Raw genomic sequence first — 22,446 nt, forward strand, 5'->3', positions numbered from 1 at the left:
GCATGTTCGGCGTAGGCCCAGTCCACCACCCCGGCGCCCGCCGGGGGCTTTCCGGCGGGCGGCTGGGCGGGGTCAGGGTAGGGCGAGGGTGGTGGCCAGGTCGTCCAGGTGGAAGTCGGCGTCGCCGAAGGCCAGGGACGTCGCCAGTGCGTGTTCGGAGAACAGGTGCAGGTCGTGCTCCTGGGTGAAGCCGATGGCGCCGTGCACCTGATGGCCCAGGGCGCACACGCGTTCGTACGCCTCGCTGACCCAGGCCTTGGCCATCGCCACCTCCTGCGCGGCTTCGCGGTCCGCCGACAGGAGCCAGATGGCCTCGTAGGCGGTGAAGCGGGAGCCCAGGACGTCGATGGCCATGTTCGCGCAGTGGTGCTGGACGGCCTGGAACGAGCCCACCGCGCGGCCGAACTGCCGGCGTTCCGTGGCGTACTGGACCGTCATGTCCAGGACGTGCTGCGCCGCGCCGACCATCTCCGCGCAGGTGGCGGCCGCGCCGAAGAGGGAGATCGCGGCGGCGGCGTCCGGGCCCAGGGCGGCTTCGCCGGATACGCGCAGGCCCTCCAGCTCGGCGTGGCAGGGACGGTCGTGGCCGATCGTCCCGAGCGGGTTCAGGGTCACGTCCGCGGCGTCCACCCAGAAGGCGTGCGGTTCGCCGTCCAGGCGCGCCACCAGCAGGATGTGATCGGCGGACGCGGCGAACGGGACGAAGGCGGCCGTGCCGTCCAGGACGTAGCCGGAGTCGGAGCGGGTCGCGACCGGGCCCTCGCCTGGACGGTCCCAGGGGAGGGGGGCCGCGGTCACGATCTGGCCGTCCGAGATGGCGTTCAGCCAGCGCTCCTTCTGCGCGGGCGTCCCGAACCGCGCGACCGGCATGCCGCAGCACGCGACCGATGCCAGCAGCGGGCTCGGGACCTGCGCGTATCCCAGCTGCTCGAACAGCAGGCACACGTCCAGGAAGTCGCCCCCCACGCCGCCGTGCTCCTCGGGGAAGGCGAGGCCCGGCCAGCCGAGCTCGACCATCTCCTTCCACAGCGGCGCCGAGTAGCCGGCGGGGTCGCCGGCCAGGGCCCGCGCGCCCGCCGTCGCGGACTTGGACTCCAGGAGTTCGCGGGCCGTGGCGGCGATCAGCTCCTGGTCCTCGGTCAGGCTCAGGTCCATGGCGGCGGCACCTTGTCAGAGCGGACCCACACGCCCGGGCGCTCCTCCCAGAACAGCTGGACGAGGATGCCGCCGGTGTGCTTCGGGTGGACGAACGTGTGCTTCCAGGCCGCGCCGTCGGTGACGCCCTCCTCGTCGTCGAAGGTGGGGACGTCGTGGTGCTCGCAGGCCGCCAGCGCCGCGTCCCAGTCGGCCACCTCGAAGGTGACGTGGTGGGCGCCCGGTCCCCCGCGCTCCAGGAAGCGCTCGATGAACGAGTCCTTCCCGCGCGGCATGATGACCTCCCAGCAGATCGCCGAGCCGGGGATGTTCAGGACGAGGTCGGCCATGTCGGGGTGCTCCTCGTCCGCCGTCCGCCATACCTGCACGAATCCGGCGAGGTCGTGGTACCAGCGGGCGAGGACGTCCCGGTCGTGGAACGCTTGGCAGATGTGGTCGAGCGCGACGACGCCGAGCGACGGGCCGTCCGGCGGGGAGGAGGCCTCGGCGGCCGAGGAGGCGGTGTCGCCGCACATGTCCAGGCTGCCCGGCCCGCGGAGCCGCCACAGCACGCCGGTGCCGTGCTCGGGCGGGCTCAGTGACGCCTCCAGCCAGCCGCCCCGCGCCCAGTCGGTCGGCTTGATGCCGCGCACTTCGAGCTCCGCGCGGACGGCCTCCAGGTCGGGCACCTCGGCGCCGACGTGGTGCAGGCCGGGACGCCCCTTGTGCTCGTCCAGCCACGTCTGCAGTGACCCGCCGTCGCCGGAGGGCGCGACGACCTCCCACGCCTGCCCCCGGCTCCCCGGGATCTCCAGCCGTGCGCCGCGCGCGCCCTCGGCCGGGTCGTCCCAGCTCCGGACGCGCCGGAACCCGAACAGCCCCTCCAGCAGGGCGACCTGCGTGTCGAGGTCGGGGGTCACCTGCGCGACATGATCGATGCGGTAGATCTGCACGGGTCCTCCTAGCTCGGGTGGGGCTCGATCCAGTCGTAGCCGTAGGTGACGAGCTCCTTGACGAGCCGCAGGTTGTAGCGGTTCATCGCCGCGATCCGCTCGGCCAGCTCGCCGATCCGCTTGTCGAACTCCGCGGCGGGATAGACGTCGTTGACCAGGCCGAGCCGCAGCGCGCGCTCGGCGTCGATGCGGGCGCCGGTGAACAGCAGCTCCTTGGCGCGGGCCTTGCCGATCCGCTCCGGCAGCCGCTTCACCCCGCCCCAGCCGGGCGCCGACCCGCCGAACTCGGGCTGGTCGGGGTCGCCGTCCTCGGTCATCTTCGGCCGGTACGGGGGACGCGCCGACAGCGTGATCTCGACGAGCCCCATCTTCGCGTTGTCGGAGGCGATGATGAAGTCCGCCGCGAGCGCGAGCTCCAGCCCCCCGCCGACCGCGTAGCCGTGCACGGCCGCGATCACCGGGACCGAGAGGCGCTCCATCATCGCGAACGTCTTCTCGCCGAGCCGGCCCTGCTCGATCCGCTCGCGCGGGGTCAGCTTCTCCGACCAGGACAGGTCCATGCCGGCGCAGAACGCGCGCTCGCCCGCCCCGCGCAGCACCACGACGCAGACGTCCTCGTCGTCGTCCACGCGGGTGAAGATCTCGCGCAGCTCCGTCATCGTCGTGGGCGTCAGCGCGTTGAGCTTGTCCGGCCGGTTCAGCGTCAGCCAGGCGACCCGCTCCTCGATCCGCAGGTCGACGGTCTCGTAGTCCTCGGGCATATGCGTGCGCTCCTCCCGTAGTGGTCAGCCGCGGGGCAGGTTCAGGCCCCGGGTGGCGATGACGTTGCGCTGGATCTCGGTGGTGCCGCCGAGGAAGGTGGAGGCGACCGAGTCCCGGCGCATGTGCGTGAACACCGCGTCGAGGGGCGCGCCCTCGCGCTCCCACAGCGCGGCGGAGCGGCCGAACGCCAGCGCGCCCGTCCGCGCGAGCCGCTGGTGCAGCTCGGCCCCGAACAGCTGGTTGACCGAAGCCTCGAAGCCGGGCTCCTCGCCCGCCGCCTGCCGCGACACGGTGTAGCGGGCCAGGTTGTACAGGACGGCGATCTCCGTCCGCCGGCGCGCGATCTCCTGCCGCAGCGCGGGGCCGCGCCGGGCGTGCCGCTCCCCCTCCGGCGACCTCAGGTAGGCCACCAGATCGGCGAGGGCGTGCTCGTACTTGATCGTGGCGCCGATCCCGGCCCGCTCGAAGCCGAGCGCGGACATCGCCACGTACCAGCCGCGGTTCTCCTCGCCGACCCGGTTCGCCACCGGGACCCGGACGCCCTCGAAGAAGATCTCGCAGAACGGCGCCGCGCCGCGGATGTCGGTGATCGGGCGGATCGTCACGCCGGGCGCGTCCGCCTCGACCAGCAGGAACGTGATGCCGCGGTGGGGCCGCTCGGCGGACGGGTCGGTGCGCACGAGCACGAACAGCCAGTCGGCGTACTGGCCGAGGGACGTCCACACCTTCTGGCCGTCCACGATGTACTCGTCCCCGTCCCGGACGGCGCGGGTGCGCAGCGAGGCGAGGTCGGAGCCCGACTCCGGCTCGGAGAAGCCCTGCGCCCACGTCGCCTCGCCCGCCGCGATCGGCGGCAGGTGGACGGCCTTCTGCTCGTCGGTGCCGTGGACCAGCAGCGTCGGGCCGAGGAGGAACGCGCCGATGCCGTTCACGGTCGGCACCCGGGCCCGCATCATCTCCTCGTGCAGGACGAACTCCTCCAGCGCCGACAATCCCGCGCCGCCGTACTCCTTCGGCCAGTGCGGCGCGATCCAGCCGCGCTCGGCCAGCGCCGCCGCCCACGCCCGCGCGCCCGCGCGCCGCTCGGGATCGTCCGCGACCCGGTCGACCGGCCAGTTGTAGCCGGCGACGTCCTCGGGTTCGAGGCTCAGCTCCTCGTCCCCGGCCGGACGGTACGACGCGGGGAAGCGCTCCTTCACGAAGGCGCGGACCTCCTCGCGGAACGCGGCCTGCTCTGGCGTGTCGTCCCAGTTCACGGGTTGCTCGCCTCCCGGTCCCAGGTGGTCGGGGTGATCCCCCCGTCGCCCTGCGCGCGCAGCTTGTACTTGGCGACCTTGTCGGTCGGGGTGCGCGGCAGGGCGTCGATGAACTCGACGTAGCGCGGCACCATCGAGCGCGGCAGCCGCTCCTCGCAGTAGGCCACCAGCTCCTCCGGGTCGAGCCCGGTGTCGGGCTGCACCACGACCGAAACCTTGATGTCCTCGTCCTCCAGTTCCGAGGGCACGCCGATCGCGGCGCACTCCAGTACCGCCGGATGCCGGTTGATCTCGGTCTCCAGGTCGAAGGCGGAGATGTTCTCCCCCCGCCGGCGGATGGCGTCCTTCATCCGGTCGAGGAAGTAGAAATACCCGTCGTCATCGCGCCATACCCGGTCACCCGTGTGGAACCACATGTTCCGGAAGCAGTGGGTCGTCGCCTCCCAGTTGCCGTAGTAGCCGGTCGTGAGGACGAACGGCTGCTTGGGCCGCAGCACCAGCTCGCCCGGCTCCCCCGGCCCGACCTCCCGGTCGCACTCGTCCACGACCGCGACCTGGAACCGCTCCTCGTGGGCCTGCCCGCACGAGCCGACCCGCCACTCCCCGTACGGGCTGCCGGTCGCGATGCCCGCCTCGGTGCTGGTGTAGGTCTCGACGGACCGGACGCCGAACCGCTCCCGCAGCGGCTCGTCCAGGTTGGACTTGCCCATGTAGAACGTCTCCAGCCGGTGGTCGCGGTCGCGGGACGTCGGCGGGCGGTTCAGCAGGATCGGGATCATGGAGAACACGCTCATGCAGACCTGCGCGTCGAAGCGGCGCACGTCCTCCCAGAACCGGGACGCGCTGAACCTCTCGACGATCGCGATGGAGCCGCCGCCGAGCAGGGCCGAGAGCATCCCGTCCCAGAGCGCGGCGGCGTGGAACAGCGGCAGCGGGCAGTAGACCGTCTTGCCCCAGCGGTCCAGGAAGTCCAGCGAGTCGTAGGCGCAGGTCAGCGCCAGCGCGTGCGGGACCATCGCGCCCTTGGACGGCCCGGTCGTGCCGGACGTGTACATGATCGCCTGCATGTCGCTGAAGGCGACCTCGGCCCGCACCGGCCCCGACCCGTCCGCCGGGAGCGCGGACATGTCCCGCGCGGGCTTGCCGAGACGGTCCAGCAGCACACCGGCGTCCGCGGCGCCCCGCACGACGACCCGCTCCAGCTTGGGCAGCCGGTCGGCGATCTCGACGAGCCGCTCGGCGTAGGGGCCGTCGACGATGAGCCAGCCGGAGTCGGAGCTGTCCAGGACGTGTCTGAGCAGCTCGCCCCGGTACGCGATGTTGATCGGCACGGCGACCGCGCCGAGCCGCGCCAGTGCGAAGATGACGTGCACGAAGTCGGCGCAGTTGGGGAGCATCACGCCCACATGGTCGCCGCGGGCGATGCCGGCGGCGGAGAACGCGCGGGCCAGCCGGTCGGCGGCCGCGTCCACCTCGCCGTAGCTGATCTCCCCCTCGCGGAACCTGAGGAACGTCTGTCTTCGGTGAACCTGCGCCTGCGACCGGAGGACGTCCCCGAGGACGAAGCTCTCCAGCGTCTCCTTGCGCATCCGGACCTCCGCTGTCGCTGCGTGGCGTGGGTCGGCTCTACGGCTGTGTCGGCTCTACGGCTGTGTCGGCTCTACGGCTGTGTCGGCTCTACGGCTGTGTCGGCTCTACGGCTGGGTGGGCTCGACGGCTGGCGGCTCGATGGGCGGCTCGTTGGCGGGCGGGCGGACGGCGGCGCGGAAACGGCCGACGGAGGTCCGCAATCAGACATTGCCTTAAATAGAGGAACACGAAACGCCAAACACGGCAATACTGACTAAAAGGCAACAAACACGTTCAACCGGTGAGCTACTGGGACAGCAGGCCATCCATGTGACGCAGGCCACACCGTCCCGCCGCCGAGTTTCGGACACACGCCCCAACAGGCGAAGTACCCCCTTCGACGGAACGCCCCCGCCGATCTCTCAGCCGTCCGGCACCAGAGCCGACGCCGGACCCAGCCGTCTTGGCGGCTGCGGAGGAGCCCCCGCTCGGGCCGCCGGCGCGGATCACCATGCCTCCCGGACGAGTCTCACTGCCGCTGCTCCGGCCCGGTGCGCCCAGCCGCCGGGCCCGCCCGGCGGTCATCCGCCCCTGCTCGGCCCGGTGGCCGGGGACCGATGGAGCGGTTTTCGATCGATCGGTGAATCAGGGCGTTGGTGCACGCCGCGGAAGTCAGACGATGATGCGAAGGATTCGGACATGGCGGTGGTGACCCGCGCGCGCTCGACGGAGACGGCGAACGAATAGTTCCTGCTCGGGGCGGATGCACAAGGAGTGCCAACGAATCCGCCCAAGGATCGGAGGATCTCGCCGAGAGGGATCCTGAGCTGCGGCTCTATCGTTGCGCCGTCCCCCCGCGGAAGGAACGAGTGCGCCATGCAGAATCCGAAGGCCCCCGAGCCCCGCTGGTGTTCGTGTCACGTGCCGGACGTCAGCCGCAGGCAGGTCCTCGGCGGCCTCACCGCCGCGAGCGCGCTCGCCCTGGCGGGGTGGCCCGGCTCCGCGCGGGCGGCGACCTCCGGCAAGTCCGTGACGATCACCGTCATGGGCACGTCCGACCTGCACAGCAACGCCCTCAACTGGGACTACTACAAGGACGCGGCCTACACCGACAGCGGCGGCAACGTGGTCGGGCTGGCGCGCGTGTCCAGCCTGGTGAACCAGATCCGCGCCGACCGCGGGCGCGACCGCACGCTGCTGTTCGACGCGGGCGACACCATCCAGGGCACCCCGCTCGGCTTCTACTACGCCTCCGTCGAGCCGATAACCAGGACCGGCGGGATCCACCCGATGGCGCGGCAGATGAACGCCATCGGCTACGACGCCGTGGCCCTCGGCAACCACGAGTTCAACTACGGCATCCCGTTCCTGAACCGGTGGATCGAGCAGATGGACGCGCCGGCGCTCGCCGCCAACGCCGTCCACGCGGGCACCCGCCGCCCCGCCTACCGGCCCTACGTGATCAAGACGATGAAGGTCCACGGCCACCCGCCGATCCGCGTCGGGGTGCTCGGCCTCACCAACCCCGGCGTAGCGATCTGGGACAAGGCCAACGTCTCCGGCAAGCTCGACTTCCTGGACCTGGTGGAGACCGCGCGGCGCTGGGTTCCGGTCATCCGCGCGAAGGGCGCCGACGTGGTCGTCGTCAGCGCGCACTCCGGCGACAGCGGCACCTCCTCCTACGGCGACGCGCTGCCCGTCGAGAACGCCGCCGCCCTGGTCGCCGAGCAGGTCCCCGGCATCGACGCGATCCTGTTCGGGCACGCGCACCTGGAGATCCCCGAGCGGTTCGTCACCAACAAGGCCACCGGCCGGACGGTCGTGCTGAGCGAGCCGAAGTGCTGGGGCCAGCGCCTGTCGGTCTTCGACCTCACCCTCGTCCACGAGCGGGGCCGCTGGAAGGTCACCGGCAAGTCCGCGACGACCGTGAACAGCAACACCGTCGAGGAGGACCCGGCGCTCGTCACGCTCGTCAAGAAGCAGCACGACGCGGTGGTCGCCTACGTCAACAAGGAGGTCGCCACCTCCACCGAGGAGATGTCGGCGGCGGAGTCCTGCTGGAAGGACACCGCGATCCTCGACTACGTCCACCTGGTGCAGACCGCGAAGGTCAAGGAGGCGGTCGCGGGCACCGGGAACGCGTCCCTGCCGGTCGTCTCGATCGCCGCGCCCTTCAGCCGCGCCGCGACCTTCCCCGCCGGGAAGGTGACGATCCGGGACATCGCCGGCCTCTACATCTACGACAACACGCTGCTGGCGAGCATCCTGACGGGTTCGCAGATCAAGGCGTACCTGGAGTACTCGGCCCGGTACTTCAAGCAGGTCGACCCCGGCGCCCCAGTCGCCCCGGCCTCGTGGACGAACGCGAACAACCGTCCCGACTACAACTACGACCAGTTCTCGGGCGTCACCTACGACGTCGACATCGCCAAGCCGGAGGGCTCGCGCATCACCAACCTGGCCTACGACGGCACGGCGGTCGCCGACGACCAGAAGTTCGTCGTCGCCGTCAACAACTACCGGCAGTCGGGCGGCGGCGGCTTCCCCCACATCGCCGCGGCCCCGGTCGTCTACAACGCCCAGGTGGCGATCCGCGAGGCGATCGTCGAGTACGCGTCCGCCGCCGGGACCATCGACCCCGCGACGTTCCACGTGGAGAACTGGAAACTCGTCCGCGACGGCACCCCGGTCTTCTAGGGCTGGCTCGAAGTGGCCTCGGCCGCGCGCGCGAACGCGTGACCTGGCCGGTGCGGCGAAGCCGGAGGCGAGCCGCACCGGCCAGATCGCGAAGCGATGCCGCGTTCGCCCAGGCACGGTCACGCAGCGAGCCGCTAGGCGAGCGAAGTGGGCCGGGACTGTTGAAAGAAAGCGCGGCGGTAGGCGGTCGGGGGGACGCCCACCGACCGGGTGAAGTGGTGGCGGAGGTTGGCCGGGCTCCCGAGGCCGGAGCGTTCGGCGATCTGGTCGACCGGCAGGGACGTGGTCTCCAAGAGCTCGCGCGCGAAGTCGATGCGGATGCCGCGCAGCCACGCCATGGGGGTCGTGCCGGTCGCGGCGTGGAAACGGCGGATCAGCGTGCGGGTCGTCACGTTGGCACGGCGCGCCAGGGCCGTGACCGTCAGGGGCTCGTGCAGGCGCTCGCGTGCCCAGTCGAGGAGCGGGCCCAGTTCGTCGGCGTCGGTCAGGGGGACCGCCGCGTCGATGTACTGGGCCTGGCCGCCGGGGCGGTGCGCGGGCATCACGAGGCGCTTGGCCAGGGCGCTCGCGACGGCGGCGCCGTGGTCGTTGCGGACGACGTGCAGGCACAGGTCGAGCCCGGCGGCGGTGCCCGCGCTGGTCAGGACGTCGCCGTCGTCGATGTAGAGGACGGACGCGTCGACCAGGACGTCCGGATAGCGGGCGGCGAGCTGGCCCGCGTGCATCCAGTGGGTGGTCGCCGGGCGCCCGTCGAGCAGGCCCGCGGCGGCCAGGACGAACGCGCCCGTGCACAGCGAGACGACGCGGGCGCCGTTGCCGTGCGCGGCGCGGACCGCCTCGACCAGGTCGGGCGGCTGCTCGTCCAGGACGCTCGCGCAGGCGGGGACCACGACGGTGTCGGCCTCGGCGAGCGCGTCGAGACCGTACTCGGCCCGCGGGGCGAAACCGGCGGTGGTGCGGGTGCCGGGGGCCGCGCAGAGGCGGAAGTCGTACCAGGACGGGCTGAGCCCCGGGCGCTCGTAGCCGAACACCTCGCACGGGATCGCCAGCTCGAAGATCGGCACGCCCTCGGTGACGGCGACGGCGAGCGTGTGCATGTCACTAATTTAGCGCTCATGGTCGCTTCTGCCACTTGGGGACGGGGCCCGGTGCGCGCGAGGCTCGGACGCATGGACCACTTCCCCACTGGACGAGCCTCCTTCGATCCGCCCGCGGGGACGGCCGAGCACGTGTGGCGGCAGGTCGTCGACCTGATGCGCGACGAGCGCGAGCGGATCGGCGGGCGGGACGTGAGCGCGCCCGTGGACGTGCGCGAGCTGCGGGCCGCGATCGGCGCGTACGACTTCGACCGCCCGGTCGCGCCCGCCGAGGCGGTGGACGGGGTCGCGGAACTGCTGCGGGCGACGACCGTCCACACCACGCATCCCCGCTACTTCGGGCTGTTCAACCCCACGCCGACCCTGATGGGCGTGGTCGGCGAGACGCTCGCGGCGGCGTTCAACCCGCAGCTGGCCGCGTGGTCGCACGCGCCCGCCGCGGCGGAGATCGAGGCGCACCTGGTGCGCTTCCTGGGCGAGCGGCTCGGCTACCCGCGGGACGCGGCGGCCGGGTCGTTCACGAGCGGGGGCGCGGAGGCCAACCTGACGGCCGTGCTGCTCGCGCTCACCAGGACCTGGCCGGAGTACGGCGAGAAGGGGCTGCGGGCGCTGCCCGGCCGGCCGGTCCTGTACGCCTCGGCCGAGAGCCACCTGGCCTGGCTGAAGATCGCGCACGCGACCGGCATCGGGCGGGAGAGCGTGCGCCTCGTCCCGACCGGCCCCGGGCTGCGGATGGAGGCCGGGCGGCTGGCGGAGCTGATCGCCGCCGACCGGGCGCGCGGCGACCTGCCGTTCCTCGTCGTCGCGACGGCCGGCACCACCGGCGCCGGGGTGGTCGACCCGCTGCACGACCTGGCCGGCCTCTGCGCGGACCACGGCCTCCGCCTGCACGTGGACGCCGCCTACGGGGGCGCGGCGGCGCTGTCGGACCGGCTGCGGCCCGCCCTGGACGGCATCGAGCGCGCCGACTCGATCACGGTGGACGCGCACAAGTGGCTGAGCGTGCCGATGGGCGCGGGCGCGCTGCTCACCACCGACGCCGAGGGCCTCGCGGAGGCCTTCCGGGTCACCACGTCCTACATGCCGGACGAGATCCGGGGCGCCGTCGACCCCTACACCTCGAGCCAGCAGTGGTCGCGCCGGTTCATGGGCCTCAAGCTCTTCCTCAGCCTCGCCGTCGCGGGCCGCGCGGGCTACGCCGAGCAGCTCGAACGCGACGCCGACCTCGCGGACCTGCTGCGCGGCAGGCTCGCCGCGACCGGCTGGGAGATCGTCAACGACACCCCGTTCCCCGTCGTGTGCTTCGCCGACCCCGGAGACGGGACGTGGGACCGCCACGACGCGCTCGCCCGCGCGGTCGTCGGGAGCGGGCGCGCGTGGATCAGCCCCGTCCGGCTGGACGGGCGGGCCGCGCTGCGCGCCTGCGTCATCAGCCACCGCACCACGGCCGCGGACGTCGAGGAACTCGTCGACGCCGTGAACAAGGCGCGCACCTGAGCCGGCGGGTCAGGGGACGCGGGCGAGGGCGCACAGCATGGAGACGTCCTCGACCGACGGGCGATCCTCCGGCGGGACGTCGGGGCGCCAGTCGACGACCGAGGTGATCCCCGGCGGGAGGAGTTCCAGGCCGTCGAAGAAGCGCGCGAACTCCTCCCGGGTGCGGAGCCGGAACGGGACGCCGCTGCGCTCGTTCGCCTCCTCGTTCTCCGCGTACTGCTCGGGGGTGAGGTGCTCGCTCGTCGCGTGCGTCATGACGAGGTAGCTGCCGGGGGCGAGGGCCGAGACCAGGCGGGCGACGATGCCGTGCGGGTCGTGGTCGTCGGTGATGAAGTGCATGGTGGCGACCAGCATCAGCGCCGCCGGCCGGGAGAGGTCGAGGGTCTCGCGCAGGTCGGCGTTGGCGAGGATCTTGTCGGGTTCGCGCAGGTCGGCCTCGATGTAGGCGGTCCTGCCCGCGGGGTGGCTGTTCAGCAGGGCGCGGGCGTGGACGAGCACCACCGGGTCGTTGTCGACGTAGACGATGCGGGACGTCGGCTCGGTCGACTGGGCGACCTCGTGCACGTTCCCGGCCGAGGGCAGACCGGTGCCGATGTCGAAGAACTGGTGTATTCCGGCCTCGCCGGCGAGATACCCCACCACACGCTTGAGGAATTTGCGGTTCTCCCTGGCCGACAGGCCCACCGTGGGCCACGCCGACGCGACCACTTCCGCGGACTCGCGGTCGACGGCGAAATTGTCCTTGCCGCCGAGCCAGTAGTTGTAGCGCCGGGACGGGTGCGCCTTCGTCGGGTCGATCCCCGCGGGGACCCACTCATCTTCCACGGCGGCCTCGCTTCGTTCCTCGCCGCGCCCCCGATGCTCCGCGGCTCAAGATCAACAGCCCTGGTCGGACAGGGCGAAGAACAGAATCTCACATCTATGGGGGACCGAAACGACTGCCTTTGTGGAATGGTTGCCACCGTGGATCTCTTCTACAGCCCCTTCGACTTCGCGATTCAGGACGACCCTTACCCGGTGTACTCGGAACTGCGCGAGAAGTCACCGGTGCACCGCAACGACGGTGACGACTTCTGGGCCCTTTCCCGGCACGCCGACGTCCTGGCGGCCCTGAAGGACTCGGACCGCTTCTCCAGCCGGAACGGCCTGCGGATCGAGCCGGCGTTCTGGGGCCCGGACGCGGAGAAGTTCTTCTCCTTCGTCGCGATGGACCCGCCGAAGCACACCCGGATGCGCGGGCTCGTGTCGCGGGCCTTCACGCAGAAGCGCGTCCAGGCGCTGGAGCCGCGCATCCGCGAGATCGCGCGCGAGTGCCTGGCGCCGTGCCTGGAGGGCGACTCCTTCGACCTGATGGCCGACTTCGCGGCCCGCTTCCCCACCGACGTGATCTCCGAGCTGGTCGGCGTCCCCGAGGCCGACCGCGGCAAGGTCCGCGACCTCGGCATGGCGATCATGTACCGGGACGAGGCGGGCGGCGACCTGCCGCCGGAGGCGCTCCAGGCGATCGGCGCGCTCGTCGCCTACTACACCGAACTGACCGTCGAGCGGGCCCAGCGGCGCCGCGACGACCTGCTGTCGGGCCTGCTGGACGCGGCCGAGGGCGAGGACCGGCTCACCCCGGAGGAGATCGTCGGGGTGCTGATCCTGCTCGTCGGCGCCGGCATCGAGACCACGATGCTCACGCTCGGCAACGCCTGGCACGCCGCCTGGCGCCACCCCGACCAGCGCGCCGCGGCGTTCGGCGGGCGCGTCGACGACTGGATCGAGGAGACCCTGCGCTGGGACCCGCCGTCCCAGGCCCTCGCCCGGACCACCACCGAGGAGGTGGAGCTGCACGGCGTGACGATCCCGGCGGACGCCCGCGTCCTGCTGCTCGTCGGCGCGGCCAACCGCGACCCGGACGTCTTCCCCGAGCCCGAGCGCTTCGACCTCGACCGCGACACCGGCCGGTCCCTCGCGTTCGGCAACGGCCGCCACCACTGCCTCGGCGCGAACCTCGGCCGGCTGGAGACCCGGATCGCGCTCGGCGAGATCGCGGCCGCCGTCGCCGACTACGAGATCGACATCGAGGCGGCCGAACGGGTCCGCTCGTCCAACGACCGCGGCTTCGCGTCCCTGCCCACCCGCGTCACCGCCCGCCGCTGAGCGCGCCGTCCCCGGCCGGAGGCGATCCGGCGTCCGGGGACGGCACGGTCCCTTGATCGCAAAGATTTTGCAAACGAATCACTCCCCTGCGTAACTGAATACTGAACTTTCGGGCATAGAACCGGGCCATGGAGAGGACCAAGTCCGAGCCGGGCGGGCACGACGAGCTTCCCGGCACCGAGGCCGTGAGCCTCGTCGATCACGAGCGGCCGCGCACCGACTGGATCGTCTACGGCGTCGCGGCGGTGCTGTCCGCCTCGTTCGTGATCTGGGGCGCGGCCGACACCGGCGGGCTCAGCTCGGTCGCGGACGCGGCGCTGGAGTGGCTGCTGGCGAACCTCGGCTGGCTGTTCGTCCTGGCCGCCACCGGTTTCGTGATCTTCTCGCTGTGGCTGGCGTTCAGCCGGTACGGGCGCATCCCGCTCGGCCAGGAGGGGGACGAGCCGGAGTTCAGCACCGTCTCGTGGGTCGCGATGATGTTCAGCGCGGGCATGGGCATCGGGCTGATGTTCTTCGGCCTGGCCGAGCCGCTCACGCATTTCGTGAAGCCGCCGCCCGGCACCGACCCGGCGCAGAGCGAGGCCGCGATCGAGACGGCCATGGCGACCACGATGTTCCACTGGACGCTGCATCCGTGGTCGATCTACGCCGTGCTCGGCCTCGCGATCGGGTACAGCCACTACCGCCGGGGCCGCAGCCAGCTGATCAGCTCCGCGTTCGCCCCGCTGCTCGGCCGCCGCCGCGCCGCGGGTCCCGCGGGCAAGCTCATCGACATCCTGGCGCTGTTCGCGACCCTGTTCGGCTCCGCCGCCTCGCTCGGCATCGGCGCGCTCCAGATCCGCACCGGGATGCAGGAGGCGGGCTGGATCGGGTCTCTCGGGACCACCGTCCTCGTGCTGATCATCGTGGTGCTGACGGTCTGCTTCGTGGTGTCGGCCGTGTCCGGCGTCGCGCGCGGCATCCAGTGGCTCTCCAACATCAACATGGTGCTGGCCGTCCTCCTCGCGCTGTTCGTGTTCGTGGTGGGGCCGACCGTCTTCATCCTGGAGCTGCTGCCCACCACGCTCGGCGTCTACCTCCAGGACTTCGGGGAGATGGCGTCCCGGTCCGGCGCGACTGGCGGCGAGCCGATGAAGACGTTCCTGTCCAACTGGACGATCTTCTACTGGGCGTGGTGGATCTCCTGGGCGCCGTTCGTCGGCATGTTCCTGGCCCGGATCAGCCGCGGCCGCACCATCCGGCAGTTCGTCGGCGGCGTGATCCTCGTGCCGAGCGCGGTCAGCGTGATCTGGTTCGCGATCTTCGGCGGGACGGCCGTCGACCAGCAGCGCAAGGGCCTGAACCCGTTCGGCAACGGCACCGAGGAGCAGATCACCTTCAACGTCCTCGGCCACCTGCCGTGGGTGGCGGTGACCGGGGTCGTCGTCATGGTGCTGGTCGCGATCTTCTTCGTGTCCGGCGCCGACGCCGCGTCGATCGTCATGGGCACGCTGTCGCAGCGCGGCTCGACCTCGCCGTCCCGCTGGGTGGTGATCTTCTGGGGCGCGATGACGGGCGGGGTCGCCGCGATCATGCTGGTGGTCGGCGGGGACGAGGCTCTCAGCGGCATCCAGAACATCACGTTCATCGGCGCGCTGCCGTTCGCGATCGTGCTGATCCTGCTGTGCGTCGCGCTGGCGAAGGACGTCCGGTCCGATCCGATGATGCGCCGCCAGCACAAGGGCGCCGAGGTGCTGGAGGACGCCGTCATCGCCGGCGCCACCCACCACCAGGGCGACTTCGAACTCCAGATCAAGCCGGCCGAGACGCAGGACGCCGCGGAGAACCCGAAGGACGCCGACCGCGCGGCCCAGCAGGCGCCCCGCTGAGCGCCCGGGGCGCGGTCACACGATCGGGCGCCCGGTCCTGATGCGGCGGCGGACGTCGCGGAGGTAGAGGTTGAAGGGGAACTCCCGGGCCGGGCGCGGGAGGGCGCGGTTGGTCCGGGCGAGGACGCGGACGAAGCGGTCGAAGCGCGCCTGGTCGCGGGGCGTCCACGGGAGGCCGAGCTCGTCGCGGAACGGCTGGGGCAGGAAGCCGAGCGTCAGGAAGCGGTGGAACGGGCCGAGCGTCCGGTGGACGGGCGCGGGCAGGAAGCGCATGCCGGCGAGGTCGCGCAGGTAGCGGCGGGTGACGTCGTCCATCTCGATCTTCTCCAGGCCCGCGCGCCAGTAGTCCTCGAAGGCGGCCCGGTCCGGCGGCCACATGTCCGGGGTGACCTGGAGGGTGGTCCCGAACCGGGCGCCGTACCGGTACAGCTCGGCGGCCCGCTCCTCCGTCGGCTCCCCGTACAGCATCGTGTAGATCATCTCGACGCCGACGTAGAGGCACGCGGCGACCCACAGCTGGAGGTCGCGGTCGAACGCGTTGTAGGCGACGGGCTCCTTCGCGCGGACCTGCCGGTGCGCGCGGTTCACCTCGCGGCGCATCGCCTCGCGTTCGGCCTCGGTCCCGAGCATGGCGACCGCGATGTAGCTGAGCGTGGTGCGGGCCCGCTTGACCGGGTGCTTGTCGACGCGCCCGCTGTCGACCGTGCTCTCGGCGACGCCGTGCCCGATCGGCAGGCGTGAGAGCTGCATGACGACGTTGGCCGCGGCGGCCGCCAGGGCCATCCCACTGATCGAGTCCACGACGGCCTTCGGCGGCGTCTCCTCAACGGTCGCGGTCATGACGGCCCACCTCCGTACGGGCTCGCGCCTGCGCCCACGTCTGATACAACGAGTCGAATTTCGTCTCACTGTGCCAGCAGTAAGTGGACACTTGCAAGGCGCTCGCGATGAGAGCACCCTCACACGCCCCCGGCCGGTGCGGGTCAGGTGTAGGGGTCCTCCTTCGCCAGGACGCGGCCCGCGAACTCCTTCAGGGCGTCCAGGGCGCGCAGGTAGGGCATCGGCCCGTAGGAGACGCGCGCGACGCCCATCTCCGCCAGTTCCGTGAGCGACGTCCCCGGGAAGTTGTTCGCGTTGACCGGCCCCGGAATCCCCTTGACCAGGGATGGGATCGCGTCCGGCGGCGCCGTGATCGGGTAGACGCAGTCGGCCCCCGCCTCGATGTACAGCCGCCCGCGGGCGATCGCGGCCTCGACCGGGTCCGGCGCCTTGGCGACGAACGTGTCGGCGCGGGCGTTGATCACCAGGGCGTCGCCGGCCGCCGCCCGGACGGCGGCGATGTACTCGGCCTGCGTCTCCGGCTTCGCCAGCTCCCCGGCGTAGGTGTCCTCCAGGTTGCAGCCCGCGGCGCCGACGGCGAGCAGCCGCTCGACCAGCTCGCCCGGCTGGAGCCCGTACCCGGCCTCCGCGTCCACCGTGACGGGGACGGTCGCCGCGCGGATGACGCGCCCCGCGGCGGCGAACATCTCCTCCACGGGCGCCCCCTCGTGGTCGGGGTAGCCGAGCATGGCGGACACGGCGGCGCTGGCGGTGGCGAGGGCCGGGAACCCGGCCTCCTGGACGATCTTCGCGCTCCCCGCGTCCCAGACGTTGGGCAGCAGGAGCGGGTCTCCGGGACGGTGCAGTTCGCGGAGGCGCGCGGCGTTCTCGGTCATCTTCTGTCTCCTTCTCTTTCCCACTGGGAGCGGAGGGCCCCGCCGGATTGTGACATCCCCCGACGGCGGCCCCTCCCGCCGCCTGGCCGTCCCGGCCATGGGTTAGCGTCTTGGTGATCATTCGCTTGCGACGAGGGAGTACGCGATGCAGCCGTGGTCCGCCGATCTCGCCGGCCGCCTGGAAGACCACGTCGTCAGCAGCGAGCTGCTGCGCGGCAACCCGCTGGACGACCCGCACGAGCGGCCGGTACTGGTGTACGTACCGCCCGGATACGACGACGAACCGGACCGCCGCTACCCCAGCGTCTACGTGATCACCGGGTTCACCGGGCACGTCGGGATCTGGCGCAACCGGATGCCCTACCGGCAGCCGTTCCCCGAGACGGCCGACGCGGTGTTCGCCGCCGGCGAGGCGCCGCCCGCGATCGTGGTGTTCGTGGACGCCTGGACGGCGCACGGCGGCAGCCAGTTCGTCGACTCGCCGGGCACGGGCCGCTACCACTCCTACATCTGCGACGAGGTCGTCCCGTGGGTGGACGGCCGCTACCGGACGCTCGACGCGCCCGAGCACCGGGCGATCAGCGGCAAGTCCAGCGGCGGCTACGGCGCGATGATCACGCCGATGCTCCGCCCCGACCTGTTCGGCGCGCTCGCGACGCACGCCGGAGACGCCCTGTTCGAGTACTGCTACCTCACCGAGTTCCCGAAATGCGTCCGCCACCTGCGCAAGTACGACGGCGACATCATGCGCTGGTGGGGCGACTTCAAGAGCCGCACCTCCTTCACCAAGCCCGAGGACATGGATCTGCTCAACATCCTCGGCATGGCGCTGTGCTACTCGGCGAACGAGGACGGCACGGTCGAGCTGCCGTTCGACCCGGTCACCGGCGTGCTGCGGCCGGAGGTGTGGGAGCGGTGGCTCGCCTTCGACCCGGTCCGGATGGTGCCGGAGCACGCCGAGGCGATGCGGTCCCAGCGGGCGATCTGGATCGACGGCGGCACGCGCGACGAGTGGTACCTCGACATCGGCGCGCAGGCGTTCCACCGGGCGCTGCTCGACGCGGGCGTCGCGGAGGACGTGATCCATTTCGAGCTGTTCGACGCGGGCCACGGCGGCATCGACTACCGCTACCCGCTGGCGCTCTCCTGGCTCTGCCGCCGCATCGCCCCCTGATCGCGGGCCGGGCGCCTCAACGCCCGCGCCGCTCCCGAGGTTCCCTGCCGGACGGGCCGGGCCGATCCGTCGGCCCGGCCCGTCCGCGCCTGCCTGCCACGACGTTCCATTGGTTTCAGAGAGCCGTTCCACATAATTGAAAATCCAGAACCAAATGGATTTATTGACTCCTTTCCCGAACCAGGGTGCACTTCGGGTCAGCTCATCCGGATGAGTCCCCCATCCATACCCCCCGCCGAGCGGGCGGGGGCCGCGACGCTCCTACAAGGAGTTCCGCGTCCCCACCCCCACCCCGCCCGGCACGTGGAAGGAGCACCCCCGTGAGACACCAGACCGCGATCGGGGCGGCGGCCCTGTCCGTCGGCCTCGCCGTGGCGATGTCCTCGCCCGCCTCAGGTGCGGCACCCCGCACCGCCCCCGCGGCCCCGGCAAGGCCGGACCCCCGCACCGTCGCCGCCGCCTCGGCGGACCGCCTGGTCGCGGCGAAGCCCGCCGAGTTCAAGAAGGCACCCAAGGACAGGATCGTCCGGCGCGGGGTCACCTCGGGCCTGCGCGGCCTGCAGTACGTGGCCTACGAGCGCACCTACGACGGCCTGCCCGTCTACGGCGGCGATTTCGTCGTCACCACCGACGGGAGCGGCGGCGTGCTGAGCACCATGGTCGACCAGGTCCGCGAGCTCAACGTCTCGACGAAGGCCTCGGTCGGCGCGGGGCAGGCCGCGGCCACGTCGCGCGCCCGCGTGACCAGGGTCGACAGCGCCTCCGCTCCCCGCCTGACGGTGCTGGCCGAGGGCACGGGACGGCTCGTCTACGAGACGGTCGTCAGCGGCGCCCGGAAGAACGCCCCGACGAAACTGCACGTGTTCGTCGACGCCGAATCCGGCAAGGTCGTCAAGACCTACGACGAGGTCATGGACGCGGCCGACGACCGGAGCTACTACCACGGGACCGTCGACCTGAGCACCGCCGCCACGTCGATGACCGACCCGCTCCGCTCCGGCATCCGGTGCGGAGGCCAGAACGGCTCCACCTACACCGGCACCGACAGCGCGTGGGGCAACGGCAGCGGCACCAACCTGGAGACGGCCTGCGTCGACGCGCTGTACGCCGTCCAGAAGGAGTGGGACATGCTGCGGTCCTGGCTCGGCCGCAACGGCATCAACGGCAGCGGCGGCGGCTTCCCGCTCCGCGTCGGCCTGAACGACGTCAACGCCTACTGGAACGGCAGCTACACCAACTTCGGCCACAACCAGTCGAACACCAGGCAGGCCACCTCGGTCGACGTCGTGGGCCACGAGAACGGGCACGCGATCTTCCAGACCACGCCCGGCGGCTCCAGTGGCGGCAGCGGCACCGAGAAGGGCGGGATGAACGAGTCGGCCGGCGACATCTTCGGCGCGCTGACCGAGCACTACATGAACGAGCCCTCCACGTACGACCCGCCGGACTACCTGGTCGGCGAGGAGGTCGACCTGGTCGGCAGCGGCCCGATCCGCAACATGTACAACCCGTCGGCGCTGGGCGACCCGAACTGCTACTCGTCCTCGATTCCGCGGACCGAGGTGCACGCGGCGGCCGGCCCGCAGAACCACTGGTTCTACCTCCTGGCCGAGGGGTCGAGGCCGACCAACGGCAACCCGACCAGCCCCACCTGCAACGGTTCCACCGTCACGGGCATCGGCATCCAGAAGGCCGGACAGATCTTCATGGGCGGCCTGAACCGCAAGGTGACGAGCTGGAGCCACGCCCGCGCCCGCGTGGCCACGATCGCCGCGGCGGTCGAGCTGTTCCCCGGCTCCGCCACCGAGTGCAACGCGGTGAAGGCGGCCTGGAGCGCGATCAGCGTTCCCGCGCAGAGCGGCGAGGCGTCCTGCGGCGCCTAGCCCGCCAGACCTGACCGCCCCCCGCCCGCGGCCCGTGACCGGGCCCGCTCCCCGGTCACGGGCCGCACCCCTACCTGGAGGAACGCATGAGATCGCGCATGATCGCGGCCTTGGGCGCGGTGGCCCTGGCGGCATCGGCCCTGCTCGCCCCGTCCGGCGCCTCGGCCGCGCCCGCCACGCTGGCCGCGCCCGACATCCCGCTCGCCAACGTCAAAGCCCACCTGTCCCAGTTGCAGAGCATCGCCAGTGCCAACGGCGGGAACCGCGCCCACGGCCGCCCCGGCTTCCGCGCCTCGATCGACTACGTGAAGGGCAGGCTGGACGCCGCCGGCTACCAGACCAGCGTCCGGACGTTCACCTCCGGCGGCGCCACCGGCTACAACCTCATCGCCGACTGGCCCGGCGGCGACACGAGCAACGTCCTGATGACCGGCGCCCACCTCGACAGCGTGACGGCCGGGCCCGGCATCAACGACAACGGCTCCGGCTCCGCCGCGAACCTCGAGGTCGCCCTCGCCGTCGCCCGCGCGAACCACCAGCCCAAGCGGCACCTGCGGTTCGGCTGGTGGGGCGCCGAGGAGCGCGGCCTCGTCGGCTCGACCAACTACGTCAACGGCCTGTCCTCCACCGAGCGGTCGAAGATCAAGAGCTATCTGAACTTCGACATGGTCGGCTCCCCCAACCCCGGCTACTTCGCCTACGACGGCGATGGCTCCAGCGGCAGCGGCGGCCCCGCCGGGTCCGCCGAGATCGAGCGGGTCCTGCGCGCCTACTTCCAGTCGATCAACGTGCCCGTCCAGGACACCGCGTTCGACGGCCGCTCCGACTACGGGCCGTTCATCCGGTACGGGATCGCCTCCGGCGGCCTGTTCACCGGCGCCGAAGGACGCAAGACGACCCAGCAGGCGCAGCTCTGGGGCGGTCAGGCCGGCGTCGCCTTCGACCGCTGCTACCACTCCTCGTGCGACACCACGTCCAACATCAACGACACCGCGCTCGACCGCAACGCCGACGCCATCGCCAACGCCGTCTGGACGCTCAGCGCCGCCTGAGACACCCGGCGACCCCGGTTCAACCCAGCCAGGTATCCGCAGGTCGGGGCCCATTTTCAGAGTTTTCCAGGGCCCCGTTCACACGATTGAAAATCCAGTGGCGGATGGATCCGTTGACACCCCACCGCCCGCCGCGATGCACTCGTGACCGGCCCCCCACCCGGGCTGTTCACCAGAAGACCGCACGGGACACTCGACCCATCCGTGCACAGAGAAAGATGGGGACCCCGCCCCCCGCCGGCGCCCCTTGGCCGCAGTGCCAGGGGGCGCCTTTCTTTCCGTGCGGGCCGGGCTCGCGACGCCTGTCGGTGGCACCGGGCAGACTGGAGCCATGTGCCGCAGTATCAAAACGCTTCGACCGCCGTACTCTGACGACGTCACCGATGAGGACGTTCGGGCGGCGGCGCTCCAGTATGTGCGGAAGATCTCCGGGTTCCGGGCGCCCGCCTCGCACAACGCGGAGGCGTTCGACCGGGCCGTGGAGGAGATCGCACGGAGCACCGCCGCCCTTCTCGACTCCCTCGAGGTGCGGGGGCGCCGTTAGCCCTCGGCGGCGACCAGTTCGGCGATCTGGACGGTGTTGAGGGCCGCGCCCTTGCGCAGGTTGTCGCCCGAGCAGAAGAGGGCGAGGCCGTTCTCCACGGTCTCGTCGCGGCGGATGCGGCCCACGTAGGTGGGGTCCTGGCCCGCGGCCTCGAGCGGCGTCGGGACGTCGGAGAGCACCACGCCGGGCGCGCCCGCGAGCAGCTCGCTCGCGCGCTCGGGGCCGAGCGGGCGCTCGAAGCGGGCGTTGACCTGCAGGGAGTGGCCCGTGAAGACGGGGACGCGCACGCAGGTGCCCGACACCTTCAGGTCCGGGATCTCCAGGATCTTGCGGCTCTCGTTGCGGAGCTTCTGCTCCTCGTCGGTCTCGGCGAGGCCGTCGTCGACGATCGAGCCCGCCATGGGCAGGACGTTGAAGGCGATCGGTCGCACGTAGACGGAGGGCTCGGGGAACTCCACGGCCGTCCCGGAGTGGGTCAGCCGGTCGGCGGACTGGACGGTCTTGGCCGCCTGGTCGTGCAGCTCGGCGACGCCGGAGAGGCCGCTGCCGGAGACGGCCTGGTAGGTGGAGACGACGAGGGCGGTCAGCCCGGCCTCGGCGTGCAGGGGGCGCAGCACCGGCATCGCGGCCATCGTGGTGCAGTTCGGGTTGGCGATGATGCCCTTGGGGCGCCGCGTCGCGGCGTGCGGGTTGACCTCCGCGACGACGAGCGGGACGTCCGGGTCCATCCGCCAGCCCGACGAGTTGTCGATCACGACGGCGCCCGCGGCGGCGACCTTCGGGGCCAGTTCCTTGGACGTGGTCTTGCCCGCCGAGAACAGCACGATGTCGAGACCGGAGTAGTCGGCGGCGGCCGCGTCCTCGACGGTGATCTCGGTGCCGTTCCACGGGAGCCTGCGGCCCGCGGAGCGCGCGGAGGCGAAGAGCCGCAGCTCGTCGACCGGGAATCCTCGTTCGGCCAGGATCTCGAGCATCTTGGCCCCGACCTGTCCGGTGGCCCCGACGATGCCGACTCTCATGCCGCTCCCTCGTGTAGATCGCTCGACCGGGCGAGTCTGCCCAGGTCGAATGCGGGACGTCCAGTGAATAACCCTACGCGG

At 71.6% G+C, this 22,446-nt stretch carries 18 protein-coding genes; 8 read left to right on the forward strand and 10 right to left on the reverse strand.

The genetic code is table 11. The features are described from left to right. Window positions 1-72: 72 nt before the first annotated feature. Genes FKD65_RS20175 through FKD65_RS20195 form a run of 5 tightly spaced genes read right to left on the reverse strand, consistent with a single transcriptional unit; the run spans window position 73 to window position 5,694 of the window. Window positions 73-1,155 carry an acyl-CoA dehydrogenase family protein gene (locus FKD65_RS20175; protein ID WP_141578967.1) on the reverse strand — a complete coding sequence of 361 codons (1,083 nt, stop codon included), beginning with the start codon at window positions 1,153-1,155 and terminating at the stop codon, window positions 73-75. Continuing rightward, the gene (locus FKD65_RS20180; protein WP_141578968.1) at window positions 1,146-2,087 is read right to left on the reverse strand and encodes a VOC family protein; all 942 of its coding nucleotides are present in this window, start codon (window positions 2,085-2,087) and stop codon (window positions 1,146-1,148) included. Before FKD65_RS20180 ends, FKD65_RS20175 begins: the two co-directional genes overlap by 10 nt. A gap of 8 nt (window positions 2,088-2,095) precedes the next feature. Next, entirely contained in the window at window positions 2,096-2,848 is a 753-nt protein-coding gene (locus FKD65_RS20185; RefSeq protein ID WP_141578969.1) for an enoyl-CoA hydratase/isomerase family protein, read from the reverse strand. Window positions 2,849-2,872: 24 nt separating this feature from the next. Further along, a complete protein-coding gene (locus tag FKD65_RS20190; RefSeq protein WP_141578970.1) occupies window positions 2,873-4,105 on the reverse strand; it encodes an acyl-CoA dehydrogenase family protein in 1,233 nt (410 codons plus the stop codon). Next, on the reverse strand, window positions 4,102-5,694 hold the full coding sequence (locus FKD65_RS20195) for an AMP-binding protein (protein ID WP_141578971.1): 1,593 nt from the start codon (window positions 5,692-5,694) through the stop codon (window positions 4,102-4,104). The genes FKD65_RS20190 and FKD65_RS20195 overlap by 4 nt, the downstream gene beginning before the upstream one ends. Window positions 5,695-6,550: 856 nt before the next feature. Between FKD65_RS20195 and FKD65_RS20200 the strand changes: the two genes are divergently transcribed. After that, a complete protein-coding gene (locus FKD65_RS20200; protein WP_141578972.1) occupies window positions 6,551-8,371 on the forward strand; it encodes a bifunctional UDP-sugar hydrolase/5'-nucleotidase in 1,821 nt (606 codons plus the stop codon). Window positions 8,372-8,505: 134 nt separating this feature from the next. Here the strand turns inward: FKD65_RS20200 and FKD65_RS20205 are convergent, their stop codons facing one another. Further along, entirely contained in the window at window positions 8,506-9,468 is a 963-nt protein-coding gene (locus FKD65_RS20205) for a helix-turn-helix domain-containing protein (protein ID WP_141578973.1), read from the reverse strand. A 72-nt stretch (window positions 9,469-9,540) separates the two neighbouring features. On the opposite strand from FKD65_RS20205, the gene FKD65_RS20210 reads away from it, so the two are divergent. Beyond that, complete coding sequence (locus FKD65_RS20210) at window positions 9,541-10,965, forward strand: pyridoxal-dependent decarboxylase (RefSeq protein ID WP_168221118.1); 1,425 nt, start codon at window positions 9,541-9,543, stop codon at window positions 10,963-10,965. Window positions 10,966-10,974: 9 nt separating this feature from the next. On the opposite strand, the gene FKD65_RS20215 is transcribed toward FKD65_RS20210, so the two are convergent. After that, the gene (locus FKD65_RS20215; protein WP_141578975.1) at window positions 10,975-11,790 is read right to left on the reverse strand and encodes an SAM-dependent methyltransferase; all 816 of its coding nucleotides are present in this window, start codon (window positions 11,788-11,790) and stop codon (window positions 10,975-10,977) included. Between the two features lie 138 nt (window positions 11,791-11,928). On the opposite strand from FKD65_RS20215, the gene FKD65_RS20220 reads away from it, so the two are divergent. Next, a complete protein-coding gene (locus tag FKD65_RS20220) occupies window positions 11,929-13,110 on the forward strand; it encodes a cytochrome P450 (protein ID WP_141578976.1) in 1,182 nt (393 codons plus the stop codon). Between the two features lie 128 nt (window positions 13,111-13,238). Next, window positions 13,239-14,978 (forward strand): BCCT family transporter, encoded by a 1,740-nt coding sequence (locus tag FKD65_RS20225; RefSeq protein WP_141578977.1) that lies wholly within the window; start codon window positions 13,239-13,241, stop codon window positions 14,976-14,978. 15 nt (window positions 14,979-14,993) lie between these two features. Here the strand turns inward: FKD65_RS20225 and FKD65_RS20230 are convergent, their stop codons facing one another. Together FKD65_RS20230 and FKD65_RS20235 are read right to left on the reverse strand one after the other, a co-directional pair. Next, a complete protein-coding gene (locus FKD65_RS20230) occupies window positions 14,994-15,818 on the reverse strand; it encodes an oxygenase MpaB family protein (RefSeq protein WP_141578978.1) in 825 nt (274 codons plus the stop codon). A gap of 143 nt (window positions 15,819-15,961) precedes the next feature. Next, a complete protein-coding gene (locus FKD65_RS20235; RefSeq protein ID WP_141578979.1) occupies window positions 15,962-16,693 on the reverse strand; it encodes an isocitrate lyase/phosphoenolpyruvate mutase family protein in 732 nt (243 codons plus the stop codon). A 145-nt stretch (window positions 16,694-16,838) separates the two neighbouring features. Between FKD65_RS20235 and FKD65_RS20240 the strand changes: the two genes are divergently transcribed. From FKD65_RS20240 to FKD65_RS20255, 4 genes are all read left to right on the forward strand, one after another. Continuing rightward, window positions 16,839-17,867 (forward strand): esterase family protein, encoded by a 1,029-nt coding sequence (locus tag FKD65_RS20240; protein WP_141578980.1) that lies wholly within the window; start codon window positions 16,839-16,841, stop codon window positions 17,865-17,867. Between the two features lie 320 nt (window positions 17,868-18,187). Next, a complete protein-coding gene (locus tag FKD65_RS20245; protein ID WP_240810256.1) occupies window positions 18,188-19,750 on the forward strand; it encodes a M4 family metallopeptidase in 1,563 nt (520 codons plus the stop codon). Between the two features lie 86 nt (window positions 19,751-19,836). Beyond that, a complete protein-coding gene (locus tag FKD65_RS20250; RefSeq protein ID WP_205718733.1) occupies window positions 19,837-20,802 on the forward strand; it encodes a M28 family metallopeptidase in 966 nt (321 codons plus the stop codon). A gap of 331 nt (window positions 20,803-21,133) precedes the next feature. Then, the gene (locus tag FKD65_RS20255; protein ID WP_141578981.1) at window positions 21,134-21,346 is read left to right on the forward strand and encodes a DUF2277 domain-containing protein; all 213 of its coding nucleotides are present in this window, start codon (window positions 21,134-21,136) and stop codon (window positions 21,344-21,346) included. On the opposite strand, the gene FKD65_RS20260 is transcribed toward FKD65_RS20255, so the two are convergent. Further along, window positions 21,343-22,365 carry an aspartate-semialdehyde dehydrogenase gene (locus FKD65_RS20260; protein WP_141578982.1) on the reverse strand — a complete coding sequence of 341 codons (1,023 nt, stop codon included), beginning with the start codon at window positions 22,363-22,365 and terminating at the stop codon, window positions 21,343-21,345. The genes FKD65_RS20255 and FKD65_RS20260 overlap by 4 nt on opposite strands. Window positions 22,366-22,446: the final 81 nt, after the last annotated feature.

The sequence above is a fragment of the Actinomadura sp. WMMA1423 genome (genome assembly GCF_006547145.1).
Lineage (GTDB): Bacteria > Actinomycetota > Actinomycetes > Streptosporangiales > Streptosporangiaceae > Spirillospora.

Excerpts from the sequence above, each read along its gene's own strand:
- FKD65_RS20250 (WP_205718733.1), top strand. The coding sequence starts at position 19,837 with ATGAGATCGCGCATGATCGCGGCCTTGGGCGCGGTGGCCCTGGCGGCA.
- FKD65_RS20210 (WP_168221118.1), top strand. The coding sequence starts at position 9,541 with ATGGACCACTTCCCCACTGGACGAGCCTCCTTCGATCCGCCCGCGGGG.
- FKD65_RS20260 (WP_141578982.1), bottom strand. The coding sequence starts at position 22,365 with ATGAGAGTCGGCATCGTCGGGGCCACCGGACAGGTCGGGGCCAAGATG.
- FKD65_RS20235 (WP_141578979.1), bottom strand. The coding sequence starts at position 16,693 with ATGACCGAGAACGCCGCGCGCCTCCGCGAACTGCACCGTCCCGGAGAC.
- FKD65_RS20225 (WP_141578977.1), top strand. The coding sequence starts at position 13,239 with ATGGAGAGGACCAAGTCCGAGCCGGGCGGGCACGACGAGCTTCCCGGC.
- FKD65_RS20230 (WP_141578978.1), bottom strand. The coding sequence starts at position 15,818 with ATGACCGCGACCGTTGAGGAGACGCCGCCGAAGGCCGTCGTGGACTCG.
- FKD65_RS20255 (WP_141578981.1), top strand. The coding sequence starts at position 21,134 with ATGTGCCGCAGTATCAAAACGCTTCGACCGCCGTACTCTGACGACGTC.
- FKD65_RS20185 (WP_141578969.1), bottom strand. The coding sequence starts at position 2,848 with ATGCCCGAGGACTACGAGACCGTCGACCTGCGGATCGAGGAGCGGGTC.
- FKD65_RS20175 (WP_141578967.1), bottom strand. The coding sequence starts at position 1,155 with ATGGACCTGAGCCTGACCGAGGACCAGGAGCTGATCGCCGCCACGGCC.
- FKD65_RS20195 (WP_141578971.1), bottom strand. The coding sequence starts at position 5,694 with ATGCGCAAGGAGACGCTGGAGAGCTTCGTCCTCGGGGACGTCCTCCGG.
- FKD65_RS20240 (WP_141578980.1), top strand. The coding sequence starts at position 16,839 with ATGCAGCCGTGGTCCGCCGATCTCGCCGGCCGCCTGGAAGACCACGTC.
- FKD65_RS20200 (WP_141578972.1), top strand. The coding sequence starts at position 6,551 with ATGCAGAATCCGAAGGCCCCCGAGCCCCGCTGGTGTTCGTGTCACGTG.
- FKD65_RS20205 (WP_141578973.1), bottom strand. The coding sequence starts at position 9,468 with ATGCACACGCTCGCCGTCGCCGTCACCGAGGGCGTGCCGATCTTCGAG.